At 45.9% G+C, this 17,355-nt stretch carries 14 protein-coding genes; 6 read left to right on the forward strand and 8 right to left on the reverse strand.

Features of this window, described 5'->3' with window-relative positions; genetic code table 11:
* Positions 1 to 7 precede the first annotated feature (7 nt).
* The 4 genes from parE to nudF all read right to left on the reverse strand — a co-directional run bounded on the left by parE (position 8) and on the right by nudF (position 3,710).
* Complete coding sequence (parE, locus tag ACXAH6_RS06960; protein WP_474875923.1) at positions 8 to 1,900, reverse strand: DNA topoisomerase IV subunit B; 1,893 nt, start codon at positions 1,898 to 1,900, stop codon at positions 8 to 10.
* 117 nt (positions 1,901 to 2,017) lie between these two features.
* Positions 2,018 to 2,602, reverse strand: coding sequence for a YqiA/YcfP family alpha/beta fold hydrolase (locus ACXAH6_RS06965; RefSeq protein WP_474875924.1), 585 nt, complete (start codon positions 2,600 to 2,602; stop codon positions 2,018 to 2,020).
* Positions 2,603 to 2,649: 47 nt separating this feature from the next.
* Entirely contained in the window at positions 2,650 to 3,090 is a 441-nt protein-coding gene (locus ACXAH6_RS06970; RefSeq protein ID WP_474876046.1) for a DUF1249 domain-containing protein, read from the reverse strand.
* Entirely contained in the window at positions 3,084 to 3,710 is a 627-nt protein-coding gene (gene nudF, locus ACXAH6_RS06975) for an ADP-ribose diphosphatase (protein ID WP_474875925.1), read from the reverse strand. The genes ACXAH6_RS06970 and nudF overlap by 7 nt, the downstream gene beginning before the upstream one ends.
* A 241-nt stretch (positions 3,711 to 3,951) precedes the next feature.
* Between nudF and tolC the strand changes: the two genes are divergently transcribed.
* Entirely contained in the window at positions 3,952 to 5,322 is a 1,371-nt protein-coding gene (gene tolC, locus ACXAH6_RS06980) for an outer membrane channel protein TolC (protein WP_474875926.1), read from the forward strand.
* 77 nt (positions 5,323 to 5,399) lie between these two features.
* Here the strand turns inward: tolC and ACXAH6_RS06985 are convergent, their stop codons facing one another.
* Positions 5,400 to 5,570: a hypothetical protein gene (locus ACXAH6_RS06985; RefSeq protein WP_474875927.1), complete on the reverse strand. Its 171-nt coding sequence runs from the start codon at positions 5,568 to 5,570 to the stop codon at positions 5,400 to 5,402.
* 92 nt (positions 5,571 to 5,662) lie between these two features.
* Between ACXAH6_RS06985 and ACXAH6_RS06990 the strand changes: the two genes are divergently transcribed.
* A complete protein-coding gene (locus tag ACXAH6_RS06990) occupies positions 5,663 to 6,466 on the forward strand; it encodes an ion transporter (protein WP_474875928.1) in 804 nt (267 codons plus the stop codon).
* 92 nt (positions 6,467 to 6,558) lie between these two features.
* On the opposite strand, the gene prsT is transcribed toward ACXAH6_RS06990, so the two are convergent.
* The gene (gene prsT, locus ACXAH6_RS06995) at positions 6,559 to 9,336 is read right to left on the reverse strand and encodes an XrtA/PEP-CTERM system TPR-repeat protein PrsT (protein ID WP_474875929.1); all 2,778 of its coding nucleotides are present in this window, start codon (positions 9,334 to 9,336) and stop codon (positions 6,559 to 6,561) included.
* A gap of 175 nt (positions 9,337 to 9,511) precedes the next feature.
* Here prsT and ACXAH6_RS07000 point away from each other — a divergent pair, with 175 nt between their 5' ends.
* From ACXAH6_RS07000 to ACXAH6_RS07010, 3 genes are all read left to right on the forward strand, one after another.
* Entirely contained in the window at positions 9,512 to 11,287 is a 1,776-nt protein-coding gene (locus ACXAH6_RS07000) for a DEAD/DEAH box helicase (RefSeq protein WP_474875930.1), read from the forward strand.
* Between the two features lie 106 nt (positions 11,288 to 11,393).
* The gene (cysG, locus tag ACXAH6_RS07005; RefSeq protein ID WP_474875931.1) at positions 11,394 to 12,782 is read left to right on the forward strand and encodes a siroheme synthase CysG; all 1,389 of its coding nucleotides are present in this window, start codon (positions 11,394 to 11,396) and stop codon (positions 12,780 to 12,782) included.
* A gap of 56 nt (positions 12,783 to 12,838) precedes the next feature.
* Positions 12,839 to 13,807, forward strand: coding sequence for a hypothetical protein (locus ACXAH6_RS07010; protein WP_474875932.1), 969 nt, complete (start codon positions 12,839 to 12,841; stop codon positions 13,805 to 13,807).
* A gap of 59 nt (positions 13,808 to 13,866) precedes the next feature.
* Here the strand turns inward: ACXAH6_RS07010 and ACXAH6_RS07015 are convergent, their stop codons facing one another.
* The gene (locus tag ACXAH6_RS07015; RefSeq protein WP_474875933.1) at positions 13,867 to 14,772 is read right to left on the reverse strand and encodes a GGDEF domain-containing response regulator; all 906 of its coding nucleotides are present in this window, start codon (positions 14,770 to 14,772) and stop codon (positions 13,867 to 13,869) included.
* Between the two features lie 423 nt (positions 14,773 to 15,195).
* Here ACXAH6_RS07015 and ACXAH6_RS07020 point away from each other — a divergent pair, with 423 nt between their 5' ends.
* Positions 15,196 to 16,713 carry a DUF3360 family protein gene (locus tag ACXAH6_RS07020; RefSeq protein ID WP_474875934.1) on the forward strand — a complete coding sequence of 506 codons (1,518 nt, stop codon included), beginning with the start codon at positions 15,196 to 15,198 and terminating at the stop codon, positions 16,711 to 16,713.
* A gap of 167 nt (positions 16,714 to 16,880) precedes the next feature.
* Here ACXAH6_RS07020 and ACXAH6_RS07025 read toward each other — a convergent pair whose 3' ends face one another.
* Positions 16,881 to 17,354, reverse strand: coding sequence for a hypothetical protein (locus ACXAH6_RS07025; protein ID WP_474875935.1), 474 nt, complete (start codon positions 17,352 to 17,354; stop codon positions 16,881 to 16,883).
* Between the last annotated feature and the right edge of the window lies 1 nt (position 17,355).

Here is a 17,355-nt window from a genome sequence, read left to right on the forward strand (position 1 = left end):
GGGTATTTTACACCACTTCAGCCAAATTACCTTTGCTTTCTAACCATTGTTTTCTGTCGCCCGACCGTTTTTTCGCCAACAACATATCCATAAGCTCAAGCATATCTTCAGCGTCTTCAATGGTCAGCTGTACCAAGCGACGAGTATTTGGGTCCATGGTGGTTTCGCGCAGTTGTAATGGGTTCATTTCACCCAAACCTTTAAAGCGCTGTACGTTCACTTTGCCACGCTTTTTCTCAGCTTCGAGGCGGTCTAAAATGCCCTGCTTTTCACCTTCATCCAAGGCGTAATAGACTTCTTTGCCAATATCAATACGGAACAATGGCGGCATTGCAACATACACGTGGCCGTGGTCTACCAAAGTGCGGAAGTGGCGCACAAACAATGCACACAACAAGGTAGCAATGTGCAGCCCATCTGAGTCGGCGTCGGCAAGAATACAAATTTTACCGTAACGCAGGCCTGACAAATCGTCAGAGTCTGGGTCGATACCCAAGGCTACTGAAATATCGTGTATTTCGTTAGACGACAACACCTGCGAAGAGTCGACTTCCCAGCTGTTAAGAATTTTACCGCGCAAGGGCATAATGGCTTGGAATTCGCGATCACGGGCCTGCTTGGCAGAACCGCCCGCCGAGTCACCTTCCACTAAGAACAGTTCAGACTGCGCAGAATCTTGGGTTGAACAATCGGTTAATTTGCCCGGTAGCGCTGGGCCTTGAGTCACTTTTTTACGGGCAACCTTCTTAATTTGGCGCAAGCGACGCTGAGCATTGCTAATACACATTTCAGCAATAGCTTCAGCAATATCGGTATTCGAGTTAAGCCACAAACTGAAGGCGTCTTTCACTACACCTGAAACAAACGCCGAGGCTTGACGAGAAGACAAACGCTCTTTGGTTTGGCCGGCAAACTGCGGGTCTTGCATCTTAGTAGAAAGAATATACGCGCAGCGGTCCCAAATATCATCGGGCGTGAGCTTTACGCCACGTGGTAGCAAATTGCGGAACTCACAAAACTCGCGCATAGATTCCAATAAACCTTGGCGCAAGCCATTCACGTGAGTACCGCCTTGGGCAGTGGGAATAAGGTTGACGTAACTTTCAGTGACCGCTTCTCCGCCTTCAGGCAACCACATTACCGCCCAATCGGCTGCTTCACCGTTACCACTAAACGCACCAACAAAGGGCGCGTCTTCGGGCAAGGTTTCAAATTCTTTCACCGACTGATAAAGGTAATCTTTCAAGCCGTCTTCGAAATACCACTCAGTGGACTCTTTGGCGATTTTATTGTCGAAACGAATTCTCAGCCCTGGGCACAATACGGCTTTCGCACGTAATATGTGCATCATGCGTGAAACCGAGAATTTCGCTGAATCAAAATATTGAGGGTCTGGCCAGAAGTGTACGCTAGTACCTGTGTTGCGTTTACCACAGGTATCTACCACTGAGAGGTCTTCAATTTTGTCGCCGTTGGCAAACACAATGCGATAAACCTGACTGTCGCGGCGAATCGTCACCTCAACACGAGTGGAAAGGGCGTTCACAACGCTGATCCCTACCCCGTGCAAACCACCGGAAAATTCGTAGTTCTTATTCGAGAACTTACCACCGGCATGCAGCTTGGTCATGATCAATTCAACGCCTGAAATTTTCTCTTCAGGGTGAATATCCACCGGCATGCCTCGACCGTCATCCACGACTTCGAGGGATTGGTCTTCATGCAGAATAATTTTAATCGTAGACGCGTGACCAGCAAGGGCCTCATCCACACTGTTATCGATAACCTCTTGGCCCAAGTGGTTCGGGCGCTGGGTATCTGTGTACATACCTGGACGGCGTTTCACCGGCTCTAGGCCGTTCAACACCTCAATTGCATCTGAGTTATATTGATTCGTCATAATTATGATTGTTGGATAGACTGAGAAAATCGCCAAACGGCGAAGCAAAAACGACACTTCACCGCCAGAGTATCAATTGATGTTATCAGGGCGCGGGGTTGCTCGCAATCTGTGCTTTTATTTCTCGCCGAGGAATTGGGCAATTGCGTGTAAGTGCTGGTCGAAATTCACAAAGCTGTGGTCGCCCCCCTGCTCTACTACGAGTTGACTGCCTGCGTATTTTTGTTCAGCTTCGCGGTAATCTAATGTTTCATCACCAGTTTGCAATAACACTTTGTAACGGCTGGGGTTTGTGATCACCGGTATGTCTAACTGACGTAACAACGCAATGTCGTTCTCTACTAACGTAAACGCTTGATTTGTGTAAGGGTTAACGTGATCCCCCAAATAGCCTTGTAGTAATTCAAAAGGCTTTACAGCCGGATTGATCAACACCGCGCGACCGCCATATTGCTCTACTAGCCAAGTAGATAAAAAGCCGCCCATTGAGCTACCCATTACCTTTAGTCCATCTGCTAGTAACGCGGGGTACTGAGTAAGCACGTTGCGAAGTTGATCGGCCAGCTCACTCGGGTAGTTAGAGATTTCCGGCACGATAAAATGCGTGTCGGGAAAATACTCAGCAAAATAGGCCTTGGCCTGTTGCGCTTTCACTGACAACGGCGAGCTTAAAAATCCGTGAAGATACAACACTGCTTGCATAACAATTCCTTGGTTTCGCGGGGTGTAACAAGAGGGTAAATGGTTGACTAAGCTTGCGCTGTAGGTTGATGGCGGTGGTTCAAACAAAATACCAACCACTCAGACAAAAACACATTCACCATGTGTTTTTCATTGCGCATACGCATTTTTGAATTGGGGTAGCTATACGAGGGCGCAAGTGCACCAGCGTTTTGACTGCTGATCACCTCTGCCATACGCGCGTCGTGATACAAACGCACTGTCATGGCGGGTTTGAGGTAGTCTGGGCCATGATTGCTAGTTTGAGCGATTTCAATAGTGCTGGTGTAACGCGCAGAATCAATAATTTCTATTCGGTACGACAACCCTGTTCCGGCGCTAAAATCATAGGTCAGACTTTCAGTGTCAACATCGGGCAACAACTTAAGCACGTGCAAATAATTGTGCTCACAAGTGGCTTGTAATGACGACAAATTAGGGACGTACTTTTTACTACTGATGGTCACGATACTTGCCAGCGCTCCAATAATGTTTGTTTGTGCATAAAAAACCATTGTAGTGCAATAATCGAGGCCGCGTTATCGATTTTCCCTGATTGCAACCAGTCATAAGCGTCTTGCTCTTTCACTCTGTGCACTAAAATGTCTTCCGACTCATAATCTAACCCGTGTACCCCTTCGGCCTCGCTGCTATCGGTTTGCGCAACAAAAATGTGCAACCTTTCAGTAGTGCCACCTGGGCTGGCTAGGTAACTCAATGCCTTGGTTAAATGCTTGAGTGTAATACCGGCTTCCTCTTGCGCTTCGCGGTGGCAAACCGAATTTTCGGTTTCGCCCTCGTCGATAATGCCTGCAATGATTTCGAGTAACCAAGGGGTTGTCGACGTAGGCAATGCGCCCACGCGGATCTGTTCGATTAATACAAATTCCTGACGAATTGGATCATAAGGCAATACCGCAACAGCGTGACCACGTTCAAAAATTTCGCGTCGTACCACATCACTCCAACCACCATTGTAAAGCTTGTGGCGAAACTCGTAAGCCACCATCTTAAAAAAGCCTTGATATAGTTGGGTAACTGACTCTATCTTGACATCATCTGAGTTAAAACGTTGAATTTCTGTGGTCATTACACTCTCATCCGTCCTGTTTTGATGTACTATATCATGCTAGCCGAGGCTCCGGGTGATGTATACCGCCGACGGCCAAAGACCCAAAACAGACATTTCGATTTACGCGTAACATAAACTGTTACAATTACTGACGAGATGTTACTACATTTTTCTTTGGCATAGCGGTTGAATTTCATACACTTACCATTATTACCTGTCCATCGGACAAAGACATTGAATTAGAAAGTAAGGCGCACTCATGAAAAAGACATTTTTGTCGCTAATGATCGGTTTGGGTTTAAGTAGCTCAGCCATGGCCGATAACCTGTTGGAAGTTTACCAACAAGCTATGGCGAACGACCCTGTAGTTAACCGAGCGAAAGCACAGCGCGACGCCGCGTATCAAGCTATTCCGATTAGCCGGGCTAACTTGCTACCACAAATTTCTGGCTCTCTCGGATATACCACATCAACCAGCGAATCTACGCAAACGGTTCAAGGTGAAGATGAAAACGGCGACACCACCTTTACTGTTGTTGATGTAGAAGTAGACAGAGACACCACAAGCTGGGGCTTAGACCTTAGCATGTCTATTTACGACCACTCTAACTGGTTGGGTCTAGACCAAGCCGAACTAACAGCTGAACAAAGCGACGCAACCTATGCGGCAGCGGCGCAAGAATTGATTGTTCGCACTGTGAGCGCATACCTAGACGTACTGCGCGCTCTGGACAACGTAGAATTTGTAAAAGCGGAAAAACGTGCAATCGAGCGCCAGCTTGAACAAACCAAGCAACGCTTTGAAGTGGGCTTAACTGCCATTACGGATGTGCACGAAGCACAAGCAAACTACGACAGCACAGTGGCACAAGAAATTGTCGCCGAAAACGATTTAGAACTAGCTCGTGAAGCACTACGAGTGATCACTGGTAAGTATCACGGTAACGTTTCTGTTCTGAACACTGAGCGTTTCTCTGCAACTGCCCCTACACCATCAACAGTAGATGAATGGTTGAGCATTGCAGAAGAGTCTAACCTCACTTTGCTATCTCAACGTTTAGCGCTTGATATTGCGAAAATGGATATCGACATTGCGACTTCGGGCCATTACCCAACAGTGGGCCTGACCGCATCATACGGCAGCAGCAAATCAAGTGTTTCGTCGCCATTGTTCAGCAACGACACACCTTACCAAGACAGCCAAAGCATTGGCGTAAACGTTGCGGTGCCAATTTATCAAGGTGGCGCGGTATCAGCGCAGGTTGATCGTGCAAAAGCATTATTCGTTTCAACCAGTGAAGACATGGTATTGTCACATCGTCAAACCATTCAGTCGGTTCGCAGTTCATACAATGATGTGAAGGCGTCTATCTCTACTATTCGCGCCTTACAACAGGCCGTTGTGTCTGCTGAAAGTGCATTGCAAGCTACAGAAGCTGGCTTTGATGTAGGTACTCGTACCATTGTTGACGTGCTCGACAGTACACGAAACTTGTTTGATGCACGCCGTAACTTGGCTGGCGCTCGCTACGACTTTATCGCGGCAATTGTGAGCTTGAAACAAGCGGCTGGTACATTGACCAGTGACGACGTTGAAAACATCAACCGAGGCATGATGGCGGCAAACTAAACGCCATCTTACAGAATGCCAAAAAGGAGCGTCCATACGCTCCTTTTTTATTGGAAAGTGTTTATTTTGAGTCTGGCTTAGCGCGCTTCGTCGTCGCTCGCGTCTCGGTTTAACGACTTGAGGACAGACTCAAGTTCGCTTTTTAACGCCTCAGCGTCTTGTTTTGTGGGTCTCGCTGAAGAAAATTGCTCTAATTGCTCGCAGACACGGGCTAATTTCCCTTGCAAAGAATTTATATTGTCATCCATGATACAACTCAATTTCAACGTGGTTTAATACTCGCCGAGTATAATGCCATATTCACAACGATTACACATCTATTTCGGTTTACAAAAACGGTATGCAAGCTTCAGAATTACAAGCGAAATTTGAAAAAGTACGCTCAAACAAGTTATTTGAAATTTTTGTTATCTCGGTAATCATCTTTTCGGCTCTACTAGTGGGAGCCAAAACCTACGATATGCCGAAGGCCATTGGCCATGTTACGGAAATACTCGACTGGCTGATCAGTGCATTCTTTATGTTCGAAATCACCATTCGTTTCCTTGCCGAGAAAAAGAAAACCCAGTTTTTCAAAAGCTTCTGGAATTGGTTCGACACACTCATCGTGTTAGTGAGTTTAATTCCTATGAATAACACGGATCTCGCCCTTATTGCGCGACTCGTTAGGGTGTTCCGCGTACTGAGAATGATCTCGATTATTCCTGAATTACGTATTTTGCTGGTGTCATTAGTGAAAGCGCTGCCGCAACTTGGTTACGTGATGTTACTGATGTTTATTATTTTCTACATTTACGCTGCTGTCGGCAGTACTCTGTTTGAAAACATCAATCCGGTGCTGTGGGGAGATATCACTATTTCATTACTCACACTCTTCCGTGTGATGACCTTTGAAGATTGGACCGACGTGATGTACGAAACCATGGAAGTCTATCCCATGAGTTGGCTGTTCTATTTATCGTTTATCTTCTTCACTGCCTTTGCGTTCCTCAACATGGTAATTGGTATTGTGGTCAATGTGATGGAAGAGGAAAACGACAAGGTAAAACGAGAAAAAGCCGAAGCTGAAAACGAACCCACTATGAAAGACTTAGCGGTTCAAATCGCCGAGCTATCAAAGAAGCTAGATAACATGAAGCAGTGATCCTGAATAACCGGTCTTAAAGCCGATTAGAAGACACCAAAAAAAATGCCAGCAAAACGCTGGCATTTTTATTTGATGCAATGAGTAAGAATTTAGAAACCGTAAGTCTCACTCAGGCTCTTCAAGCGCTCACGCGATGCGTCTGTTGTCATTGGGCGCGATGAAATCTTACGCAATGCCAACGGACGGGCGTCTAGCTTCAGTAGTACTTCAATGTAATTCAAATACACTTCTTCGCTGCTTTCCTGATCATTAATCACAGTTTCATAAAGTCTACGGGCTTCGCTTAAATCGCCTTTAGCCACATTAATTTGCGCTAGCGTATCTATGGTATCGGTACTCTTAGGTTGCAAATTCACGGCTTTTTCGGCCAATGTGCTCGCCCGCTCCAGATTGCCTGCTTCGTAGTACAAATATGCGAGGTTGTTTAACGCCACAAAGTTGTCTGGCGTTTTCTTAACAATCGCTTCGTACTTCTCAATCGCTTGCTTTTTGTCTGATGACAACAAGTTTTGCGACTGCATCATCTGCGCTTGTAAGTCTTCAGGGTGAGCTGCAACGTGTTCATTCAAGAAGGCTTTGGCTTTGTCTGATTGTCCAGACTGCTCATACGCCACGTACACCACCATCATATTGCGTGAATTGGCTTTTTCTTCATATGCCGCCAGCGCCAATGGTACAGCTTTGGCAGGCTCTTCTTTCAACAAATAAACACGCGCTTGAATGCCCTTCACAAACGGCAAGGCTTTTTCTTCATCACTGGCTTTGTCTAAAATAGCCTGCGCCTCATCTGCGTGTTGCAACATAGCGTGGAAGTAAGACTCCAACAATGCCATTTGCTGATCGGGGCGTTTTTCCTGGAATTTTTGAGACAGGGCTAATGCCGACTTGAAGTTTGCTTTCACATCGTCAATCAGCAACTTACCCAAAGCCGCATTTTTATTGTTCGGGTAATATTTAAGCCACTCAGTATAGAGCTTTTCGGCTTCATCGACTTTTCCGCCGCGAATTAACGCTTGGCCTCTAGTATCCCAATATGCCACTGGCAAAGTACGCTCGGTTTTAATCGGCGCTAAGGTTTTCAATGCAGCATCGTATTGCGTTTCCATTAACTGCAAACGCGCGGTTAAAATACGCACGCGGTTGTCATCAGGATTCGCTTTTAGCGTTGACTGAACTTCACTGATCACTTGTGAAGCATCACCTGCTTCTTTTGCCATCGCATACTTCACAGCCAACGCAGTGACATTGGTTGGGTCTTTGGCTACCACCTGATCTAGCACTTGCTTGGCCTCAGCCGTTTTATTCTGGCGCATCAATAGGTTTACTTGTGCCAGTTTCACGTTGCTGTTGTCTGGTGATTTCTTCTCTGCTGTAGAGAGTGCTTGCTGTGCTAACGCGAAGTCATTTTCTTGAATCGCTATACGCGCTTCTGTTAAGAAAGGTGCGGCAGCATCAGGTTGTGCTTCTTTCCATTGTGCGACAACGTTTTTCGCTTCTTCTAACTTGCCTTCCAGCAAGTAAGCGCTGGCTAGCACTTGTTGCGTGATCGCAGAATCTGGGGCTTGGGTTGCCGCATCTTCGAGGTTTACGATCCCGTTGAGATCGTTTACCGACAATTTCAAAATACCTAAGCGCGTTAGATCTGCTGGCGTCGTAGATATGCCAGAGGTCTTTTCGATCATTTCTTTCGCGTCAACCACATTACCCGAACGAACGAATTGATAGCCCGCTTTCGTGAACAAAGCGGCGTCGGCTTGGCTGTCACCAGAAATGCGCGTTAACACGTCGTTCGCTTCTTGGTTTTCGCCCAACTGCAATAAGCTGTCGGCCAGCATTCGTAGCCCGGGGTGATTGTCAGGCAAAGATGTGGCCACCATAGTTAAATGGCGTGCGGCGGCTTCAAAATCTTGTAATTGATAAGCGCTAAACCCTGCAACTAAGCGAACAATGGCATCATTACGGCCATTTTGTACCGCTTTTTCTAAGAAGGTCAGGGCTTGTTCGTATTTCCCTTCGTTGGCAAGGATCATCCCTTTAAATTGGTTAAGCAGGCCATTGGTCTCACTGACTTTCAATAAGTCATCAACATAAGGTTCGGCTTCTTTCAAACGTTGCTGATCAACCAATAACGCCGCCAGTGCAAACTTATTTTCAACGTCTTTCGGGAAGCTCTTCACATACTGCTGATAAACCTCAACCGCTTCCTCTGCTTGGCCACTTGCTAACAACAAACGCCCTTGCATCAAGAGTAGGTCTTTATTCAGGGGGGCAATATTTTTTGCTTCTGCTAGTGTTGCCAATGCAGCATCGCTGTCTTGATCCAACACCTGCTCTGTTGCAACGATCATCATTTTATATTCAGATCGGGTGTCGATGTCTTTTAACGCTGTGATCAATTCACGGGCATCGTCTTGCTTATCCAAACGCAACATGGCTTGAATTTTATAAAAGCCAACTTTCACTGATTCTGCTGGGGTTAACCCTGCCACTTCGTGGTCGAGTTTAGCTAACGCATTCTCTGCTCCTGTGCGTTGATAAGCTACGGCGAGCAGTGGGATCACGTCTTTTTCGGCATAGCCGAGCTCTAAAGCGCGATTTAATTCTTTTTCTGCGCCACCAAATTCTTGCATGTCTATGTATAAACGACCGAGTTCAAATCGGGCTTGCGCCGATTTGGGATCCATCTGGATCGCGTTTCGATACGAAACTAATGCCGCTTCATTGTTGTTAGCAGCAATGTACTGACGAGCTGCAAATATATGTTCTTCACTGGTTTTTTGACTACACGCACTTAGTCCAACCAACCCAATTGCCAAGGCTACCGCTGTGATTACGCCTTTACTTTTATTTCGCTTCCTGTCTTTCATTTATTCTTACCCTGTGATTCTGTAAATACGAGGCTATGGCAATAGACTATATTAAAACTCTTTCGAACGCTTTATTACATGGTAACGCTTCTATTATTAGCTTATAATATAACTTTAGTTTTGTTATAACACGCTGGATTTTCTAGCTGTCCATCCCGAGTACCCAGGATCATTAATGACCACAACCGTCGAACTGACATTTAAAGACCTCAATCTACCAGAACCTATATTACAAGCCTTAGAGAAAGTTGGCTACGAGAAACCGTCGCCAATTCAAGCGGAAAGTATCCCTTTGTTGTTACAGGGACATGATCTTTTGGGACAGGCTCAAACGGGGACAGGTAAGACAGCGGCATTTGCATTGCCGATGTTGGCGAATATTGACGCCAACGCACGTGACCCACAGTTACTTGTTTTAGCACCAACGCGTGAGTTGGCTATTCAAGTGGCTGAGGCATTTCAGGTTTATGCAAGTTTTTCTGAAAAGATTAAAGTACTACCGATCTACGGTGGCCAATCTTACGACAACCAGATCCGCCAATTAAAACGCGGTGTTCAAGTTGTTGTTGGCACACCTGGTCGTGTAATTGACCATATCAAACGCGGCACATTAAAACTTAATGACCTTAAGTTCCTTGTGCTCGACGAAGCCGATGAAATGCTACGCATGGGCTTTATCGATGATGTTGAATTGATCTTGAGCCACGCGCCAGAATCGCGCCAAACGGCATTGTTCTCTGCAACCATGCCAGCGCCGATCAAAAAGATCAGCCAACGTTATTTGAACGATCCCAAGCAAGTGAAGATCGCATCGAAAGTCAGCACTGCTAGCACAATTCGCCAGCGTTTCTGTCAAGTTGCCGGTCATCACAAGCTGGAAGCGTTAACGCGTATCATGGAAGTGGAAACTTTCGACGCCATGATCATTTTCGTGCGCACTAAAACAGCGACCGTTGAACTTGCAGACAAACTGGCTGCTCGTGGTTACGACGTTGAGCCGTTGAACGGTGATATTCCTCAGAATGCTCGTGAGCGCACGGTTGATAAATTAAAACAAGGCACTATCGATATTTTGGTTGCTACTGACGTTGTAGCACGTGGTCTTGACGTTGAACGCGTTAGCCACGTAGTGAACTTCGATATTCCTTACGATACAGAAAGCTATGTACACCGAATTGGTCGTACAGGCCGTGCTGGTCGTAGCGGTGAAGCGATTCTATTTATCTCACACCGTGAAAAACGCATGTTGCAGTCGATTGAAAAGACGACGCGTCAGCCAATTGAAGCCATGCCAATTCCGTCGATTTCAGAATTGAATGACACGCGTTTGAGCAAATTCAAGCAATCGGTAAAAGACGCCACTAACGACGACAGCATTGAAAGCTTAATGCCTATCGTTGAAATGTTGAAAGAAGAAACCGAAGCATCGCCAGAAACCTTGTTAGCAGCATTGGTTAAGCTCGCACAAGGCGACGAGCCACTATTGCTTAAAGAAAGCGATCGTCCAGATCTACACAGCAAACCTAAACGTGAACCTCGTGATTCACGCGGTGGTCGTGATGATCGTCGCGGTGGCCGTGACGGTCGCGAACGTCGTCAACGCGCTCCTCGTGGCAACCGTCCAACAGAAGCGGGTATGCAGCGCTTCCGTATTGACGTTGGTCATGTTCACGGTGCTAAGCCTGGTAATATTGTGGGTGCGATTGCTAACGAAGCAAACATCAACAGCAAAAACATTGGCGCTATCGAAATTTACGACAACTTCAGTACCGTAGATTTACCGCAAGGCATGCCAAAAGAAACGCGCGACGTACTTCAAGGTACACGTGTTGCTGGTCAGCGTTTGTCTCTTCGCGAATGGTCGGATACACCTCCACCTCGCGGCAATAAACGCCCAGCGGGTAAACGTGATAACAAAGACAACCGCGAAAGCAAAAGAGATAAAAGATAAGTTATCTATAACTCTTAGGAATATAAAAACCGAATTAGGTTGTTCCCTAAATAATAAAAAGAGGTCACTATAGTGGCCTCTTTTTTATGCTTAGAGTGTAGTTCGTATGCGTTACTTCCCCGTTTTTGTTGATACTCAAAACATGCACTGCTTAATTGTAGGTGCAGGTGAAGTGGCTGCGCGCAAGTTAGAACTCATTCTCAAATCTGAAGCGACAGTAACGGTTGTTGCACCCGATATTTGCAACACTGTTGCCCATTATAAAGATCACCCACAGGTCACATTACACCAGCGTAAATTCGAAGATGAAGATTTAGAAGGTAAGAAGATGGTGTTTGTGGCCACCAGCGACAACCACCTCAACGCTGATATTCACGCCAAAGCGAAAGCCAAAGAGATTTTGGTTAATGTGGTCGATAACACACCACTTTGCGAATTTATCACTCCGTCTATTATTGATCGCTCGCCATTAGTGATTGCGATGAGTAGTGGCGGCAATGCGCCTGTATTGCTGAGATATTTACGCCAAAAGCTTGAATCTCTTATCCCTGCAAGCTTAAGTCGATTGGGTTCTTTTTCTGAGAAATTCCGTGAAAAAGTCAAAAACCGTTTAGACAATGTGACCCAACGCCGCTATTTCTGGGAATCAGTATTAGAAGGTGATATTGCAGAAGAAGTGGTAAATGGGAACGACGATATTGCTGAACAAAAATTCTTAGCCGCGCTTAATGCTGCGGAAGAAGAGAAAGCAGTAGAAGGGCAAGTATACTTGGTAGGCGCAGGCCCAGGCGACCCCGACCTATTGACCTTTCGGGCGCTGCGCTTAATGCAGAAAGCTGATGTGGTGATATACGACCGTTTGGTGTCTCCTGCTATTTTGGAGCTGGTACGCCGTGACGCCGAAAAGATTTATGTTGGTAAAGCCAAAAGCCACCATTCAGTGCCCCAAGACGAAATTAACGCTTTGATCGCTAAAGAAGCGAAAGCCGGTAACCGTGTGGTTCGTCTTAAAGGTGGCGACCCGTTTATTTTTGGCCGTGGCGGCGAAGAAATTCAAACCTTAATTAAAGAAGGTATCGATTTTCAGGTTGTGCCCGGTATTACTGCGGCCAGTGGTGCAGCTACCTATGCTGGCATTCCGCTAACCCACCGCGATCATGCCCAGTCTGTTGTGTTTGCTACTGGCCATCTCAAAGATGACTCTATCGATTTGAACTTCGCCTCGTTAGCGCAACCCAATCAAACCATAGTGTTTTATATGGGGCTTACAGGTTTACCCATTATCTGCCAAAAGCTAATTGAACATGGCATGTCTCCAGACACGCCAATTGGGTTAATTCAACAAGCTACTCTGGATACTCAAAAAGTAGTCACTGCCACACTAGCCACCATAATGGCGCACCCAGAAACGCCAAACATGAAACCACCAACACTTATTATTGTGGGCAGTGTAGTGTCATTGCACAAAGAGCTAGATTGGTTCACCCAAAATTAGCAGCCTTAAAAGCTGTGCTATGCTTAACGGCAAGGGTTTACTTTCAGTAGTGTATTGTGACAACAACCAGAGACAAATGGCGTGCCGGTTTCATGTGCGGCTTGCTATCGTGGGCGTTTACCGCTCACGCTGAGCAACGAGCCTTTTCAATTACGCAAACAGCTGACAAGCGTCAATATCAGTACCAATGGGAAGATGCCCAAGGCCAGCCCCAACAGTTGACGTTTGCCCTGTCACTTGAACAAATCGAACCTCTACCCGAAGAACAGGCAACATTTCAGCCGGTGCTCGCTCAACGCTATGTCACTGTAAGCTTACTCAAAGCAGCGAAAGCTGTAGACCCTCGCCAAGCCAAAATATTGGTAAAACAACGGGGCGACGCAGTTAACGTAAAGATAGAAAGCCCCTCAAATGAAACAGCAACCCAGCTACAAAACGAATTCGCCACTCTGCGTGAGCAAGCGTTTACTACATATTTAACTGAGCGCTACTTCACGCGATACACCACGCCGATGCTGCGCCAAGCCATCAAACCAGACCATATCAGGCATATCCAAGAAAGTACGCTGGCGCTATTGCCTTTGTCTCAAGCTATTTATGAAAAATTAGCGCGACAGTCTGATGCCAGAGAGTACATGAACTTTTTACTGAGTTGGGTGCAGTCTATTCCCTATGATGCAATGGACAACCGCGTTAGCAGTAATGGTGCAGGCTTCGCGCCCCCCATTTATCTACTCAATAGTAATAAGGGCGATTGTGATAGCAAATCGGTATTGAGTGCGGCAGTCATTCGGTCTTTTTTACCTCAAGTTCCCATGGCATTAATTTTACTACGAGATCACGCACTTTTAGGGGTAGCAATTAGTCAACGACCAGACGACAAAACTTTGATGATAGAAGGTGTACCCTACGTTTTGTTGGAACCAACAGGGCCTGCATTATTACCATTTGGCGATATCGCCGAATCGAGCCTGCAAAAGTTGCAATCGGGTTATTACACCATAGAGCCGATCCCAGCTAGGTAACGCCTGAAGCCTCAGGCCTACCCGTTCGCCTCTCGTTTGGCTAATGCCATACGTTGTTGTTAATCCGACACAACCTTGTTTCGGCCTTGCTGTTTAGCGTGATATAAACGTTTGTCGGCCAGCTCGAACATAGTTTCGGGCTGCTCCTCGATAACCGGCCCCACTGTTGCCGCGCCCAAACTCACAGTCACTCTGTGATTGAGTGGCGACGAAGGGTGTTCCATTTCCAACGCTTCAACCGCGCTGCGAATTTTTTCAGCGAGTTCTATTGCTTGTGATGCATCTGATTCTCGAATTACAACGACAAACTCTTCGCCGCCATAGCGCGCAACAAAGTCTGTAGCACGCTGAGCGGTATTTTTAATACACTTAGCAACTTTGCGTAAACATTCATCACCTTGGGCATGGCCAAAATGGTCGTTGTATTGTTTGAAAAAGTCGATATCAATAAGAATAAGGCTGATTTGTCGGCCCTTTCGACACGCATAACGCCATTCAGCGTCGTAGGTTTCATCAAAACTACGACGATTGGGAATACCGGTAAGGCCGTCGATACTGGCGAGCGATTCAAGTAAATCTGTTTTGCGCTTTAGGTCGACCAAGTTTTTTAGTCTGGCCTTAATCAAGGCCACACGGAAAGGCTTTTTCAGATAATCGATAGCGCCCAATTGTAAGCCGTACAGCTCATCTTCTTCGCTTTCTCTTCCCGTCGCGAAGACGATAGGAATAGAGCGAGTTGCATCATCTGCTTTTAAACGCTTACACACTTCATAGCCTGAAATATCAGGCATATTAATGTCGAGAACAATAATGTCGGGCAACTGCGCTTTGGCAATTTCAATTGCCTTCATACCAGAAGGCGCCATCAGAATACGATGCTCATCAGATAACGCAGATGCCAAAATCTGTATGTTGAGAATCTCATCGTCTACCAACAAAATAGTTGGCATCAGCTCATTATTCATTCAATCCTACTACAACTCTTGTTATATAAGCTTGCGCACATCTCAACCTATCACACCGTTTATATTGATAGTAGTACTACCTGAAATTTAATTGATTATTTGTGACCATTCCCAATATGCACGAAGAAATGCCTCACCTTTGCCATCCCATTTATGGCATATAAGACTAATAGCGCATACGCCATTGTTAAAAAATTGTAATTCAAATGGGCATTTTTTCAAATCTTGCCGCTAGGCAAAATACCTTGCTACTACAGGCAATGGAACTTGTTACAGCAACAATTGTGTACATAATTCAACCACCCACCAAACACAAATGTAAACACAAGGAAAATAAAACCCATAAAATTTAACAAATAACGCATTTTTTTTACTTTACGATGCGCTCACCAACAAATAAACCCTGCACAGGAGTCAATACGGATGAGTACGCGCACAAGTTTAAACGAAAAGCGAGACGCCAGTACCGAGGCCCCACTACATAATTCAGCCTCCTCTTCCTATGCCGATCAACACAAGCCAAGTGCTTCGTTTTCTACACGAGATGAATACCTTGAGCATGAACTACAAATTATGTCGCCTAAACGCTGGCGTCCTAACCTGCCCTTCCGTGATTATCGTTTTGAATGGGAAGACACTATTCCCGCTATGGCAGGCACCATAGGTAAAGTGGTAATGGTGGGAGCCATTGCTGCGACCTTTGCTGGGCCGCTAGGGTTAGGCGCTGACTTTATTTTAGAAAACGTGCGCTATGAGTTACTTATAGTGGCTTTGTTTATCGTCATTTTTTCAGGGTTTATTTTACCTACTGCCAACCTAGCCGGTACTCATGGCCCGTTAATTCCGCTTATTCCCATTGTGGTTGCAGCAGGCGGCCACCCCATGGCGTTTGGGTTACTTATCGGGGTATTTGGCTTTTTGCTGGCAATCAGTAAAGGAGGGAGTTTGCTTGCGCGTCTCACCAGTAAAGGCGTGTGCGGCGGCTTGTTATTATATTTAGGCTTTATTGGTACCACCTCCCAAGTAAAAAAGCTGTTTGCTTGGGCCCAAGGGATAGAGATGGCATACATCGCTTTTGTGGTCATCGCCTGTACTATCGTGCTTTACGCGTTATTGGAGCATTGGAAAAAGCGCTGGCTAGCCGTGCCACTGAGTTGCTTACTTGGTGGCGGTATCGCGTTTCTGTTAGGCGCTCCCTTTGAATTCAACACGGCTCCCGGCTTTCCCCATATGAGCCCTTCCTACTGGTGGGGAGAAAACACCGGCTGGATGCTAGGTTTACCCACCATTGAGAGCTTTATTGTTGTACTGCCCTTTGCCGTACTCGCCGTGGCCATGTGGTCACCGGATTTTCTCGGTCATCAGGTATTTCAAAAAATCAGCTATCCGGATAAAACCGAGAAAGTGCAAATGAATATCGACGATACCATGGTCAGCGCGTCAGCCCGTCAAATGGTGGGATCTGTGATGGGTGGCGCTAACTTCACGTCGTCTTGGGGTACTTATATCGTACCTGCGGCTATTGCCAAACGCCCAATTCCGGCCGGCGCTTTGCTCACCGCACTATTTTGCGTGATCGCAGGCATTTGGGGTTATCCAATGGATTTAGCCATTTGGGAGCCTGTACTGTGTGTAGCCTTGATCGTCGGTGTATTTATCCCTCTTTTGGAAGCAGGCATGGAAATGACCCGCGAAGGCAAAACCACTCAATCAGCCGCTATTGTGGTGTTCTCTTCTGCTCTGGTTAACCCTGCTTTTGGATGGTCGCTGACTATGCTGCTCGATAATTTAGGCCTGATTGGCTGCAAAGCACGCAGCCGTGAACTCAGTAAAATGAGCCGCTGGATTGTACCCGGTATTATGTTTGCGGTACTCACCACAGTAATGGCACTTGTCGGGCTACTGCCGGGCATCCCAGCCATTTTATCTAATTTCAGATAGAAGCGAGGGCTTCACGAGCATACTCAAGCTCCATATAAAAAGAAGCCCCGTCCTATGAGGTCGGGGCTATATTTTTTTGGAAACTCACGTTTGATACCCACCAACATAACATAGCCAAAAAACAAAAAGCCCCGCGAGTGCGAGGCTTTGGATTCAAATTAATAAAATTAACTAATTACATCTTCCAAATCTAATATAACTACCTTTATCTTGTGTAACCTTCCTTCACTGCGCCTATATTTTTCTAATGCGTTTTTATATTTCACGGCTTTACTTAAAAAATCTGAACCAACTTCTTTCACAACGAATTCTAAATAAGATTTCATCTCACCATCAAAATCTGAATGCCATAACATAACCCAGAAAAACTCTGTTTTTTGTTCTTTGGACATGCAGTTTTGAATCCTGTTATAACCATTGAACAATCTGGATAGTGCAGGCCCTGCTCCAAAAGCATCAGAGCCTTTTTCATAAGAACGCTCATCTTCCCTAGCTATAATTAAACTTCCTACTAGTTCATCTACCGATTTCTGACATTCATATTCAGAAACCTTGGATATAGTAACTTCATCCGAACTGGCAAAAACTACGTTTAATAAAGCACTAAAAAATAAAGTGATCACTAATAAACTTTTAAACATT

This window comes from Alteromonas sp. ABE4_545 (assembly GCF_056161325.1).